Source organism: Aeromonas sp. EERV15 (assembly GCF_900079845.1).
In the GTDB taxonomy this organism is placed as follows: domain Bacteria; phylum Pseudomonadota; class Gammaproteobacteria; order Enterobacterales; family Aeromonadaceae; genus Aeromonas; species Aeromonas sobria.
In genome coordinates this window covers 77,627-90,994 of sequence record NZ_FKKY02000012.1, presented here as the reverse complement: position 1 = coordinate 90,994, position 13,368 = coordinate 77,627, and the positions used below count along the sequence as shown (strand labels likewise).

At 59.1% G+C, this 13,368-nt stretch carries 13 protein-coding genes; 7 read left to right on the top strand and 6 right to left on the bottom strand.

What is annotated here, in order from left to right:
- The first annotated feature begins 78 nt into the window (after positions 1–78).
- Positions 79–606: an RDD family protein gene (locus BN4575_RS12290; protein WP_068978368.1), complete on the top strand. Its 528-nt coding sequence runs from the start codon at positions 79–81 to the stop codon at positions 604–606.
- A gap of 67 nt (positions 607–673) precedes the next feature.
- Here BN4575_RS12290 and lptG read toward each other — a convergent pair whose 3' ends face one another.
- Positions 674–1,744 (bottom strand): LPS export ABC transporter permease LptG, encoded by a 1,071-nt coding sequence (lptG, locus tag BN4575_RS12285; RefSeq protein WP_068978367.1) that lies wholly within the window; start codon positions 1,742–1,744, stop codon positions 674–676.
- Between the two features lie 25 nt (positions 1,745–1,769).
- Positions 1,770–2,882, bottom strand: coding sequence for an LPS export ABC transporter permease LptF (gene lptF / locus BN4575_RS12280; RefSeq protein ID WP_068978366.1), 1,113 nt, complete (start codon positions 2,880–2,882; stop codon positions 1,770–1,772).
- Positions 2,883–3,054: 172 nt separating this feature from the next.
- Between lptF and pepA the strand changes: the two genes are divergently transcribed.
- From pepA to BN4575_RS12250, 6 genes are all read left to right on the top strand, one after another.
- Positions 3,055–4,563 carry a leucyl aminopeptidase gene (gene pepA / locus BN4575_RS12275; protein WP_042019624.1) on the top strand — a complete coding sequence of 503 codons (1,509 nt, stop codon included), beginning with the start codon at positions 3,055–3,057 and terminating at the stop codon, positions 4,561–4,563.
- A gap of 174 nt (positions 4,564–4,737) precedes the next feature.
- Positions 4,738–5,193, top strand: a complete 456-nt coding sequence (locus BN4575_RS12270) for a DNA polymerase III subunit chi (protein WP_068978365.1) — start codon at positions 4,738–4,740, stop codon at positions 5,191–5,193.
- Between the two features lie 65 nt (positions 5,194–5,258).
- The gene (locus BN4575_RS12265) at positions 5,259–8,111 is read left to right on the top strand and encodes a valine--tRNA ligase (protein ID WP_068978364.1); all 2,853 of its coding nucleotides are present in this window, start codon (positions 5,259–5,261) and stop codon (positions 8,109–8,111) included.
- Between the two features lie 356 nt (positions 8,112–8,467).
- Positions 8,468–9,190, top strand: coding sequence for a MarC family NAAT transporter (locus BN4575_RS12260; RefSeq protein WP_068978363.1), 723 nt, complete (start codon positions 8,468–8,470; stop codon positions 9,188–9,190).
- 159 nt (positions 9,191–9,349) lie between these two features.
- Positions 9,350–9,553 carry a hypothetical protein gene (locus tag BN4575_RS12255; RefSeq protein WP_068978411.1) on the top strand — a complete coding sequence of 68 codons (204 nt, stop codon included), beginning with the start codon at positions 9,350–9,352 and terminating at the stop codon, positions 9,551–9,553.
- Positions 9,554–9,745: 192 nt separating this feature from the next.
- Positions 9,746–9,949, top strand: coding sequence for a hypothetical protein (locus BN4575_RS12250; RefSeq protein WP_068978362.1), 204 nt, complete (start codon positions 9,746–9,748; stop codon positions 9,947–9,949).
- 133 nt (positions 9,950–10,082) lie between these two features.
- Here the strand turns inward: BN4575_RS12250 and tldD are convergent, their stop codons facing one another.
- From tldD to BN4575_RS12230, 4 genes are read right to left on the bottom strand one after another with little or no spacing between them, the layout of a single operon-like run.
- Positions 10,083–11,531, bottom strand: a complete 1,449-nt coding sequence (gene tldD, locus BN4575_RS12245; RefSeq protein ID WP_068978361.1) for a metalloprotease TldD — start codon at positions 11,529–11,531, stop codon at positions 10,083–10,085.
- A gap of 43 nt (positions 11,532–11,574) precedes the next feature.
- The gene (locus BN4575_RS12240; RefSeq protein WP_068978360.1) at positions 11,575–12,153 is read right to left on the bottom strand and encodes a GNAT family N-acetyltransferase; all 579 of its coding nucleotides are present in this window, start codon (positions 12,151–12,153) and stop codon (positions 11,575–11,577) included.
- Between the two features lie 18 nt (positions 12,154–12,171).
- Positions 12,172–12,993 carry a carbon-nitrogen hydrolase family protein gene (locus BN4575_RS12235; RefSeq protein ID WP_068978359.1) on the bottom strand — a complete coding sequence of 274 codons (822 nt, stop codon included), beginning with the start codon at positions 12,991–12,993 and terminating at the stop codon, positions 12,172–12,174.
- Positions 12,994–13,018: 25 nt separating this feature from the next.
- Positions 13,019–13,339, bottom strand: coding sequence for a Dabb family protein (locus BN4575_RS12230; RefSeq protein ID WP_068978358.1), 321 nt, complete (start codon positions 13,337–13,339; stop codon positions 13,019–13,021).
- Between the last annotated feature and the right edge of the window lie 29 nt (positions 13,340–13,368).

The following is a 13,368-nucleotide window of genomic DNA, read 5'->3' as shown; positions in this document are numbered from 1 at the left end:
TTGCTCATTTATTCAACGCCTTGCCGATACGGGGCCAGTTACATAGAATGCCGCCATCATCTTAATGGAATAAAAACGATGGCCAAGCCTAAACAAGTCCAACAAAAATCCCCCACACTCCCCCGATACCCGTCGGCCACTCTGCTGCGACGAATTGGCGCGCTGATCTATGATGCGCTGGTCGTGACCTCCCTGCTCATCATCGCCGGTTTTATCGGGATGGCAGTGGCAAAACTGCTGCTGGTCAGCGGTATGGCCAGCGTCCCCGCAGGCGAAGATACGGTCTGGTTGCTGACCCGCCACCCCCTGAGCCTGATCTATACCCTGTGGCTCGCCTTCGTTGTCTGCGGTTTCTACACCTGGTTCTGGACCCGCGCCGGCCAGACCATCGGCATGCGTGCCTGGCGGCTACGCATTCAGAACGAGGATGGCAGTCATATCCGCGTCACTCAGGCGCTGATCCGCCTCGCCACCGCCGCCTTTGGTCTGGGCAACCTGATGTGCCTGTTCAACCGCAAGCGCCCGCGAGCGTTTCAGGATATCTGGGCCGAGTGCGAAGTGATTGTGTTGAGCAAGCAAGAGAATCTGGAACTGCTAAACAAGTAATTCCGAAGCAATGTAACAACGAAAGAGGGCACCAAAAGGTGCCCTCTTTGCATGGCCGCGCCACGGCTTACTGCTTGCGACTGAGAATGTAGAAAGAGATACCGCCAAACAGCAGGCTGGGGGCGACGGCAGCCAGGATTGGCGGCACCGCGTAGACCAGACTGACGGGACCAAATACCCGATCGCTGACATAGACGGCGAAACCGGTCATGATCCCCATCAGCATCCGCGCCCCCATGCTCACCGAGCGTAGCGGGCCGAAGATGAACGAGGAGGCCAGCAGGATCATCGCCACCACCGAGAGCGGTGACAACAGCTTGCGCCACATCTCCAGCTTGTAACGACCGGCATCTTGCTTGTTGGCGTCCAGATAACCTATGTAGTCACGCAGGCCTGAGACCGAGAGATTTTCAGGGTCGATACTCACCACCCCCAGCTGTTTGGGGGTCAGCTCGGAGTTCCACTCCATCTGGGCATGCTGCTCGCTGTTGATTTGCGCAGGGTCGTCGAAGCGAGTGACCAGGGTCTGTTTGAGCAACCAGTGGTGCTGGTCAAACACCCCTTCTTGCGCCTGTACCACATCGATCAACTTGCGCTCGGGGGTAAAGCGATAGAGGGTGATACCGGTCAGAGCACCATCATTGCGCACCCCGTTGATATTGACGAAGTTGTTGCCATCGCGAGCCCACACCCCGTAGGCAGAGACCGTCAATCGCCCCTCGGAGATGGCACCGGCACGGATATCATCCGCCATCCGTTTGGCGATGGGGGCCACGTACTCGCCCATCAGCCCCACCAGCAGCATCAGCGGAATGGCAGTCTTGAGCGCGGCCATCACGATACTGATCTTGGAGCGGCCCGCAGCCTGCATCACTACCAGCTCGGAGCTGGTCGCCAGCTGGCCTAAACCGATCAGGCCGCCAAGCAACGCCGCCAGCGGGAAGAACAGCACCGCCTCCTTGGGCATGGAGAGCAGCACATAGTAGAGGGCATTGATCATGTCATAGTTGCCATCACCGACCGACTTGAGCTGCTCCACATACTTGATGAGCGCCGCAAGGCCAACCAGCGTGATTTCGCACAGCAGGATCGACATGAAAATGACCCTACCGATATATCTGTCGAGAATGCCAAACATCAGCAGAAGTTCCTATGTTGCAGCATCATGCTGATTTTCTGTTGAAATAACGGCCCTTCACCCCGTTCCACCAGCTGGTACCTTGCACATTGAGGGGCAAGCCGATCAACAGCAGGTAACCGAGCGGCACCAGGAACATCCCCGGCCAGTAGGGCAAACGACCGCTGTCGATGGCCGAGCGGGCGGCGCTGAGCAGCAGGAAGTAAGAGAGATAGAGCATGATGGCCGGCAGCAGTTTGGCATAGCGCCCCTGACGGGGGTTAACCCGCGCCAGCGGTACCACCAGCAGAGTCAGCACCGGAATGGAGAGGGGCAGCGACAGACGCCACTGCAGCTCCGCCATCATGGCGTTGTCCTGAGTACCGAACAGCTCCAGAGTCGGTTTAGCCGCCGCCTTGCGGTTGGAATGCTCCAGCTCTTGCTGGCGGATCACCAGACCATATTCGCTAAAATCGGAGACCTGGAACTGCTTGCCGGAGAAGTTCCCCTCGTAGCGGGAGCCATCTTTGAGGGTCAGCCACTGCAGACCGTTCTCATCGACTGTCACCACCCCTTCGGTCGCCACCACCACAGAGGGGGGATTGTTTCCCTCCGCCCGTTGCAATACGAAGATTTTCTGCAGTTTTGAACCGTTTTCGTTCAAATCCTGGATATAGGCAACCAGGCGCCCCTTGTCGAGCTCCATAAAGCGGCCTGCCTGCAGGAAGGAGATCCCCGGATCCGCCTTGAACTCGTCGATCACCTGATACTCCCGCTCCTTGGCTTGCGGGGCGATCCAGCCGGTGTTGAAGGCGGCGACGGCAGCAGTCAGCAACGCCAGCAGCATGGCGCTGCGCATCACGAAACGGTGACTGAAACCCACCGCATGCATCACCGTCATCTCGCTTTCGGCATAGAGACGCCCGTGGGCAAACAAGATGGCTAAAAAGAGACTGATTGGCAGCATCAACAGCGCCATATTGGGCAAGTTGAGCAGCAACAAGGTAGATACCAGCCGTGTCGGTACCTCACCATCGGCGGCATCACCGATAATCTTGATAAATTGTTGGCTGACAAAGATAAGCAGCAATACGAAGAGCACTGCCAGCTGGGTTTTCAGGGTTTCCCTGAACAAATATCGGAATACGATCACAGTCATTCCCAAGTAAACTTGTGTTTTTAGTCGAATGCCTGAAAAATAGGGCCGTATATTGGATTTTTACCAGTTTGAACTGCGGAGCCTGTGGCTGTTCGCTCCGCCTCTGATACCCCAACAAGCACCGCATTATTCAATAAAAGGTGCCTTTTGTCTTTAGGATGTAGGAGATTCCATGGAGTTCAGTGTAAAGAGTGGCAGTCCTGAGAAGCAACGTAGCGCCTGCGTCGTGGTCGGCGTATTCGAGCCTCGTCGCCTCTCTCCGGTTGCCGAACAACTGGACAAGATCAGCGATGGCTATATCAGTTCGCTGCTGCGCCGTGGCGACCTGGAAGGGAAACCAGGCCAGATGCTGCTGCTGCATCAAGTACCGGGCGTGCTCAGCGAGCGCGTACTGCTGGTCGGATGCGGCAAGGAGCGGGAACTCGACGAACGCCAGTACAAGCAGATCATCAACAAGACCATCACCACCCTGAACGAAACCGGCTCAATGGAAGCGGTCTGCTTCCTGACCGAGTTGCACGTCAAGGGCCGGGATACCTATTGGAAGGTGCGCCAGGCGGTAGAAACCACCAAGGCGGGCCTCTACAGTTTCGATCAGTTCAAGACCAACAAAGCCGAACCACGTCGCCCGCTGCGCAAGCTGGTATTCAACGTGTCGACGCGTCGGGAACTGACCATTGGTGAAAAAGCCATCGCCCACGGTCTGGCAGTAGCCAAGGGTGTGCGGGTCTGTCGTGATGTGGCGAACATGCCGCCCAACATCTGCAATCCGGCTTATCTGGCCTCCCAGGCCCGTCGTCTGGCTGATGCCTTCGACAACATCACCACCAAAGTGATCGGTGAGCAGGAGATGGCCGAACTCGGCATGAACTCCTATCTGGCGGTGGCCCGTGGTTCCGATAACGAAGCCATGATGGCCATCATCGAATACAAGGGCAACGCCGATGCCAAGCCCATCGTGCTGGTCGGCAAGGGTCTGACCTTTGACTCCGGCGGCATCTCCATCAAGCCGGCCGATGGCATGGACGAGATGAAATACGACATGGGTGGCGCCGCCTCCGTGCTGGGTACCATGCATGCGCTGGCCCAGCTGCAACTGCCGATCAACGTCATCGGTGTGCTGGCTGGCTGCGAAAACATGCCCGGTGGCAACGCCTATCGCCCAGGTGACATCCTCACCTCCATGTCCGGCCAGACCATCGAAGTGCTCAACACCGATGCGGAAGGTCGTCTGGTGCTGTGTGATGCGCTGACCTATGTCGACCGCTTCGATCCGGAGACCGTGATCGACGTGGCAACCCTGACCGGTGCCTGCGTCATCGCGCTGGGTCACCACACCTCGGGTCTGCTGGCCAACCACAACCCGCTGGCCCACGAGCTGCTCAACGCCTCCGAGCAGGCTGGCGATCGCGCCTGGCGTCTGCCGCTGTTTGACGAGTATCAAGAGCAGATCGACAGCCCGTTTGCCGATATGGCCAACATCGGCGGTCGTCCGGCCGGTACCATCACCGCAGCCGCCTTCTTGTCACGCTTCACCAAGAAGTACAACTGGGCCCACCTGGATATCGCAGGGACCGCCTGGAAGAGTGGCAAGGATAAAGGCTCCACCGGTCGTCCGGTGCCCCTGCTGACCCAGTTCCTGCTGAACAGGGCTGGCGTGGATATCGAAGAGAAAGAGTAACTCCCCTGCCCCTTCCGATGGCTGCATCGGAAGGGTTGGCGTTACCCTGAACCACAAGGAAGAGGCCTGCCTCTTCCTTGTTTCATTGTTGTTTCAGTGAGATGCAGACGGGAAAATCCCCCGTCAGCCTCTGCGGCGGTCAATAGTCCGTCACCGCAAAACGGGATCCACCTGATGAGCCAAGTGACCTTTTACCTGATGAACGAACCGGATGACGCACAGGCCTCGGCGGTCGAGCGGCTCGCCTGTACCCTGGCGGCCGAGTCGTGGGGCGCGGGCCATCTCTATCTGTTGTGTGACGATGAAGCCCAGGCCCTGCGCCTCGACGAGCTGCTGTGGCAACTGCCACCGGAGCGCTTCGTGCCACATCAACTGCAGGGCGAAAGCGGCATGGCCCCGGTGGAAATTGGCTATCAGCCGCCGAAACGGCGCTATGCCCGCCTCATCAATCTGGCCAGACAGACACCTTTGTTTGCAGGACACTTCGCTCAAGTGGTAGATTTTGTCCCCACTGATGAAACACAAAAGCAGCAAGCCCGCGAGCGCTACAAGCACTATCGCCAGGCAGGTCATACCCTCGAGATGAGGGAGCAGCCCGTCATTGCCGCACCGGATCCGGCGCAGCCCTGACTGCAAGCTATTGATCTAAAAAACAATCAACACCAGACTCCATCCATCCAGATTACGGCGAGACCATGGAAAAGACTTTTAATCACAATGCCATCGAACAGGCGCTCTATCAGCACTGGGAATCCCAGGGTTACTTCAAGCCCCACGGCGACACCAGCAAAGACTCCTACTGCATCATGATCCCGCCGCCGAACGTCACCGGCAGCCTGCACATGGGTCACGCCTTCCAGCAGACCCTGATGGACACCCTGATCCGCTACAACCGCATGCAGGGCAAAAACACCCTGTGGCAGTCAGGTACCGACCACGCCGGTATCGCCACCCAGATGGTGGTTGAGCGCAAGATCGCTGCAGAAGAGGGCAAAACCCGTCACGATTACGGCCGTGATGCCTTCATCGACAAGATCTGGCAGTGGAAGGAAGAGTCTGGTGGCACCATCACCCGCCAGATGCGCCGTCTGGGCGACTCGGTGGATTGGGAGCGCGAGCGCTTCACCATGGATGAGGGTCTCTCCGCCGCCGTGCAGGAAGTGTTTGTCCGTCTTTACGAAGATGGCCTGATGTACCGCGGCAAGCGTCTGGTGAACTGGGATCCGAAACTCAACACCGCCATCTCCGATCTGGAAGTGGAAAACCGCGAGATAAAGGGCCACATGTGGCACCTTCGTTATCCGCTGGCCAACGGCGCCAAGACCGCCGAAGGTCAGGATCACCTGATCGTCGCCACCACTCGTCCGGAGACCATGCTGGGCGATACCGCCGTGGCAGTGAACCCGGAAGACCCGCGCTACAAGGCGCTGATCGGCCAGCACATCCTGCTGCCGCTGGTGAACCGTCTGATCCCCATCGTCGCCGATGAACACGCCGACATGGAGAAGGGCACCGGTTGCGTGAAGATCACCCCGGCCCACGACTTCAACGATAACGAAGTGGGCAAGCGCCACAGCCTGCCGATGATCAACATCTTCACTCTGGACGCCCATGTGCGTGCCGAGGCCGAAGTGGTCGACACCAACGGCAACCCTTGCACCGCCTACGACGCCGCCCTGCCAGCCGAGTTCGCCGGTCTGGAGCGCTTCGCTGCCCGCAAAGCCATCGTGGCCAAGCTGGACGAGCTGGGCCTGCTGGCCGAAATCAAGGATCACGTACTGCAACAACCCTACGGCGATCGCGGCGGCGTGCCCATCGAGCCGATGCTGACCGACCAGTGGTACGTGCGCGTGGCACCGATGGCCAAGACCGCCATCGAAGCGGTGGAAGATGGCCGTATCCAGTTCGTGCCTAAGCAGTACGAAAACATGTACTTCTCCTGGATGCGCGACATTCAGGACTGGTGCGTCTCCCGTCAGCTGTGGTGGGGCCACCGCATCCCGGCCTGGTATGACGACGCCGGCAATGTCTACGTGGGCCGTGACGAGGCGGAAGTGCGTGCCAAGCACAGCATCCCGTCCGTGACCACCCTGCGTCAGGACGAAGACGTGCTCGACACCTGGTTCAGCTCCGCCCTGTGGACCTTCTCCACCCTGGGCTGGCCGAACAACACCGAAGCACTCAAGACCTTCCACCCTACCGATGTACTGATGAGCGGCTTCGACATCATCTTCTTCTGGATTGCCCGGATGATCATGATGACCATGCATTTCATCAAGGACGAAAACGGCCAGCCGCAAGTCCCGTTCAAGACCGTTTACATCACTGGCCTGATCCGTGACGAAGAAGGCCAGAAGATGTCCAAGTCCAAGGGCAACGTGCTGGATCCCCTCGACATGATCGACGGCATCTCGCTGGAAGATCTGCTGGAGAAACGCACCGGCAACATGATGCAGCCGCAGATGGCCGAGAAGATCGGCAAGCGTACCGCCAAGCAGTTCCCGGAAGGGATCGATGCACACGGTACCGACGCCCTGCGCTTCACGCTGGCAGCGCTGGCCTCTACCGGTCGTGACATCAACTGGGACATGAAGCGCCTGGACGGCTACAACAACTTCTGCAACAAGTTGTGGAACGCCTCCCGCTATGTGCTGATGAACACCGAAGATCAGGATTGCGGTTTTGCCGGTGGCGAAATGCAGTTCAGCCTGGCGGATCGCTGGATCCAGTCCCAGCTGCAAGTGGCCATCCGTGACTTCCGTACCGCCCTCGATACCTATCGTTTCGATATCGCCGCTGGCGTGCTGTACGAATTTATCTGGAACCAGTTCTGTGACTGGTATCTGGAGCTGACCAAGCCGGTACTGGGCAAGGGTTCCGAGGCTGAGCAGCGCGCTGCCCGCCACACCCTCGTCAGCGTCCTTGAAACCCTGCTGCGTCTGGCGCACCCGATCATCCCGTTCATCACCGAGACCATCTGGAAATCGGTGGCACCGCTGGCTGGCGTGCACGCCGACACCATCATGATTCAGGCCTTCCCGGAATTCGACGCCGCCAAGGTGGACGAAACCGCCATGGCGGATCAGGAGTGGGTGAAGGAGTTCATCGAAGGGGTGCGTAACATTCGTGCCGAGGTGAACGTAGCACCCAGCGTCGGTCTGAACGTGCTGCTCAAGTGCGATGCCAAAGATGCCCAGCGCGCCGGTGACAACGAGGCCTTCCTCAAGTCCCTGGCCCGTCTGGAGTCTATCCGCGTGCTGGCGGACGGTGAAGTGGCCCCCCTGTCAGTGAAGAAGCTGATCGGTGCCACCGAGCTGATGATCCCGATGGCCGGTCTCATCGACAAGGACGCCGAGCTGGCCCGTCTGGCCAAAGAAGTGGCCAAGCTGGTTGGTGAGTGTGGCCGTATCGAAGGCAAACTTGGCAACGAAGCCTTCGTCGCCAAGGCGCCGGAAGCGGTCATCGCCAAAGAGCGCGAGAAGCTGGAAGATTACCGTCTCCAGCTGACCAAGCTGGAAGCCCAGCAAGCCGAGATCGCCGCCCTCTAATACGGCGTACTGCGCGCGACAGACACTCCTCTACCAGGAGGTCTGTCTGACCTACAGCCCAGCAAGCCTGCCTTGCTGGGCTGTTTTTTTCTACTGCAGGACACATCCGGACGACCCGCACGACCGCGATACGGATCCCCTTATCTGGTCAGACAGGATGCCCCCCTCAGCCTGCGCAAGTGAACCCGCCGCAACCGGCAGGTTTACCCCATCCCGGTGGCCAGCCAACCTCGGGTTAATCAGAAATTGTTGTACGGCTTGTGTTCACTCTGGCCAACATAAGATAGCCTCCCTCTTGAGTCAGGCGAGCACCTGATTCAAGGCTCCCCATCCATCTCTGTTATCCGAGGCTCAACATGTTTTTTCAGGTCGTCTTCCTCGCCTTGCTGGCGCTGCTGCCCATGGTCAATCCGCCCACCACTGCCACCCTGCTGCTGGGGCTGAGCAAGGGGATGTCGCGCGAACATGTGCGCCGTCAGGTCAACCTGGCCGCCATCTATCTGTTCTGCACCCTCTGCATCACCTTCTTTATCGGATCCTCGATTCTGGATCTGTTCGGGATCTCCATCCCGGGCTTGCGACTGGCCGGTGGCCTCATCATCGGCTTCATCGGCTTTCGCATGCTGTTCCCCGCCCCCAGCCAGCAAAGCGGAGTCGATATCAACCAGAGCATCGCCTTTGTGCCGCTCACCATGCCCAGCATGTGCGGGCCGGGCACTATGGCGCTGGTGATCAGCGGTGCCGCCCAGATTGCGGAGCTACCCGGCGAGTACAACCGCCTCACCATCTATGGCGCCATGATCACTGCTTTTGCCCTGATGAGCCTGATCAGCTGGGGCGTCCTCAAGCTGGCGGATCCGGTCTGCAAGATCCTTGGCGCCACCGGCATCGACGCCATGACCCGCATCATGGGTTTCCTGCTGGTTTGCATGGGCATGCAATTTTGTATCAATGGCATCAAGGAAGTGGCACAAGATCCGGTCTTCCACGGCGGCCAGGCCGTGCAAACCACACCGGCGCTACCGCAGGTTTCCAGCGCGTTTGATCAGTTGCCGCAGAAGCCCGCCAGCGCTGATTGAAAACGCTATCAAAAAGTCCCTGGCGATCTGCACTGATCTTGTTCCTGATCATGTTATTGACACACAGATGAGTTAGCTTGTTTTTCATACAGACTATATTCAGACGGACGCTGATAGGTTTGTTGGTGAATACCCACTCAATTTCAGGAGAGTATGCAGATGGATAAGATGCTGACCGAAATAGGAAGCCATAGCCTGTTTCACGAATACCTGAACGTGGTGGGGATTGCGAGCCCATCTCTCGCCAAGATCGAACAGCACTGGGAATATAAAGATCAAGAACAGCTGGTTGCCAAAATCCAGATCGACAAACTGGGTAACGCCCGTTACTTCATCGACGCCCGCGCCATCTCCGTCAACTGATACTGATTACTCCGCCAGCCCCGGCCAACTGACCGGGGCTTTTTGTTGTCTGCGATACCGCGCTCAACGGCAGATCCCATCATTGTGCTGATGACAAGCGACCATCCGCCTGCCTGTTTTTTGTACAGCGCGCATTCAGCTCAACACAGCTATCTTGGCTAGCGAACACCCTTACTTCAGAAGAGTATCCCGATGACCAAGATGCTGACCGAAATCGGCAGTCATAGCCTGTTTCACGAATACCTGAACGTGCTCGGCATAACCAATCCAGCCCTTGCCAACGTAGAGCAGCTGTGGGAATACAGGCAGCAAGAGCGGCTAATCGCCAAAATCCAGATCGATAAACAAGGCAAGATCCGTTACTTCATCGACGCCCGCGCCATCTCGGTCAATTGATACCGAATATCCCGCCAACCCCGCTCCACCGACCGGGGCTTTTTGTTGTCTACCATCCGCTAAATAGCAAAACCCCGGCACATGGCCGGGGTTTGATTGCGTCGGGTTACGCCGCTACGCGGCTAACCCGAACCTACGAAGTGCCACCCACGGTGAGCTGATCCAGTTTGAGGGTGGGTTGGCCGACACCGACCGGTACGCTCTGCCCCTCCTTGCCGCAGATGCCGACACCGCGATCCAGCGCAAGATCGCAGCCCACCATGGAGACCTGGCTCATCGCTTCGGGGCCATTGCCGATCAGGGTCGCGCCCTTGATGGGGGCAGTGATCTTGCCATCCTCGATGAGGTAGGCCTCGGAGGCGGAGAAGACAAACTTGCCGGAGGTGATGTCCACCTGACCGCCACCGAAGTTGGGGGCATAAATGCCCTTCTTCACCGAGGCGATGATCTCCGCCGGATCGTACTGACCCGCCAGCATGTAGGTGTTGGTCATGCGCGGCATCGGCATGGCGGCGTAGGATTCGCGGCGACCGTTGCCGGTGAGCGGCACGCCCATCAGGCGGGCGTTCTGCTTGTCCTGCAGGTAGCCCTTGAGGATGCCGTTTTCGATCAGCACGTTGTAACCGCCCGGCGTCCCCTCGTCATCTATGCTGACTGAGCCGCGCCGACCCGGCAGAGTGCCATCATCGACGATGGTGCAGTGCTTTGATGCCACTTGCTCGCCAATGCGGCCAGCAAACGCAGAAGATCCCTTGCGGTTGAAGTCCCCCTCCAGACCGTGGCCCACCGCCTCGTGCAGCAGCACGCCGGGCCAGCCAGCACCGAGCACCACCGGCATGGTACCGGCTGGCGCATCGATGGCCTCCATGTTGACCAGTGCCTGCCGCACCGCTTCGCGCACATAGCCAAAGGCGCGGCTCTCCAGCCCGTCCAGTTCGAGGAACCAGTCGTAGCCGAAGCGGCCACCGCCACCGGCACTGCCACGCTCGCGGCGATCCCCCTTCTCGGCGATCACGGTCACCGACAAGCGCACCAACGGACGCACATCGGCAGCCAGGGTGCCATCGGTGGCGGCCACCAGGATCTCTTCATAAACACCGCTGATGGAGGCCATCACCTGATTGATGGCAGGGTCCAGACTTCTGGCGAACTTGTCCATCTGCTCCAGCAGGGCGATCTTCTGATGCTTGTCGAGGGTCTGCAGCGGATCCATGGCCGGATAGAGCAGGTTCGCTTCGGTGCGAGCCCACGCCTTCACCTTGCCGTGAGCACCGGCAGCGGCGATGCCGCGGGCGGCAGTCACCGACTGTTGCAGCGCCAGCAGGCTCAGCTCGTCCGAGTAGGCGAAGCCAGTCTTCTCGCCGCTGACGGCGCGCACCCCGACCCCCTGATCGATGTTGTAGCTGCCATCCTTGACGATGCCATCTTCCAGCATCCAGGACTCGTGCCAGCTGCGCTGGAAATAGAGATCGCCGAACTCCACCTGATGGCTCATCAGGCTGCCGAGCAGCTGCTGCAGGCGCCCTTCGTCGAGATCGTTCGGGGCCAACAGGGAGGCACTAACCTGGCTCAATAGACTCAATCTTCTTCTCCACTCTCGCATAATTCATCCGAGGTCACCCGGATCACCAAAACTCGCCGATGGGCAGACCAAGGTCGATTTTGACCTGCCCAAAATCAGACTCATTGGCCTTAGCGCGTGTTGACCATAGTTGCAGCAACACCCGCTTGCCTGCATCCGCACTGTTGATGGCCGTACTATCCAGGCTACCGCAGAGCAACACACCCGGCGCCTCGACCCACCCATACTGGCTATAAAATGGCACCAATTCTGGATCACAGGTGAAAATGCCAATATCAGCTCCCGAGTGGTTCATCCATGCGGTCGCCTCGGCCACAATACGCCGCCCAAATCCCTTCCCTTGTAACCGCGGCTCACAAGCTACGCAACTTAATCCCTGTGCCAAATAGACCTGCCCAGCCACCGTCACGCGCTGACTCAGGACAGCGCCATACGCCACAAGTTCGTCCCCATCTAGCAAGCGAAACGACACCGGGGAAAGGTCGGGGTTATGCAGCGGAGTTACGCTGGCAACCTCGCTAGGCAACGGTGGCCAGACGCGATCCAGCAGGCCAATGACGGCCTCCTGCTGAGAGTGGCTCAAAGAGAGCCACTCTTGACTATCACACTGAATTACATCCACCCCAGATCCTCCACACCATCACAGCAGCCTCGCGTGTTGCAACACCGGCATGGTGCGTTTCAATTCGTCGATAAGCCCGGGCTCCATCTTCGCCAGCACTGTGCCGCGTCCGCACTCTTTGCTCGCCAGCACCCGACCCCAAGGATCGATCACCATGCTGTGGCCCCAGGTCTGGCGCCCTGTCTCGTGAGTGCCGCCCTGATTGGCTGCGACTACGTAGCACTGGTTTTCGATGGCGCGGGCCCGCAGCAGCGGCTCCCAGTGCGCCTCGCCGGTCACGGCAGTAAACGCGGCTGGCACCAGCAGTACGCGGGCACCGGCAAGGGTCAGCTGGCGGTAGAGCTCGGGAAAGCGCAAATCATAACAGATCGAGAGGCCGAGGGGACCAAAGGGGGAGTCCACCAGCACGCAGTCCTGACCAGGACTGAAAGTTTCGGACTCCCGATAGCGACCGTGATTGTCCGCCACATCCACATCGAACAGGTGGATCTTGTGGTAGTGGCCCTTGAGCTCACCGCTTGGGTCAAACACCAGCGAGCTGGTGTGTATATGGTCGGAGCCTGCGATGGTAGTCGGCATAGCCCCAGCCACCAGCCAGATGCCGTAATCTCGCGCCCACTCGGCCAGTTGCTGCTGAATGGGCGCGGCTCCGCTCTGATCGGGGCCAATCGCCTCGGCACCATCCAGATAGCCCTGCCGCTCGCCAAACAGGGCAAAGTTCTCTGGCAGCAGCACTAGCATTGGCCGCTCTTTTGGCAAGGCTGCCAGCTCGGCGGCGATCTGCTCCCGGTTATCCTGCCAGTGACGGCCAGATACCAGCTGTATTGCGGCTAACCACATGTCGCTCTCCTTGTCGCTTGGGCCATCAGACGGTAACAGCATCCCCCGCCTGCAGGGTGTAATCCAGCACTATGATGCGCTCCAGCACCGGACGGAAGATGGCCTTGAGGGCATCGTGATCCGGATGGGGCAGATAGCGCTGGCGGGCGGCTTCGTCGGCGAAGGTCATCAGCACGCTGTGGGTAAAGCCGTCATCCCTCCCCTCAGGGCTGTCATTCTCCCCCCACTCCACGGCGGTCACGCCGCTGACCTTGGCCGGTATGGCGAGGAAGGCGGCCCTGACGGCGGCAATATCAGCGGGGAGTGCATCGGGCTTGAAGGTGATCAGCAGAATATGTCGGATCATGGCTCTCTCCTTGAGCGTGAACAGGTCGA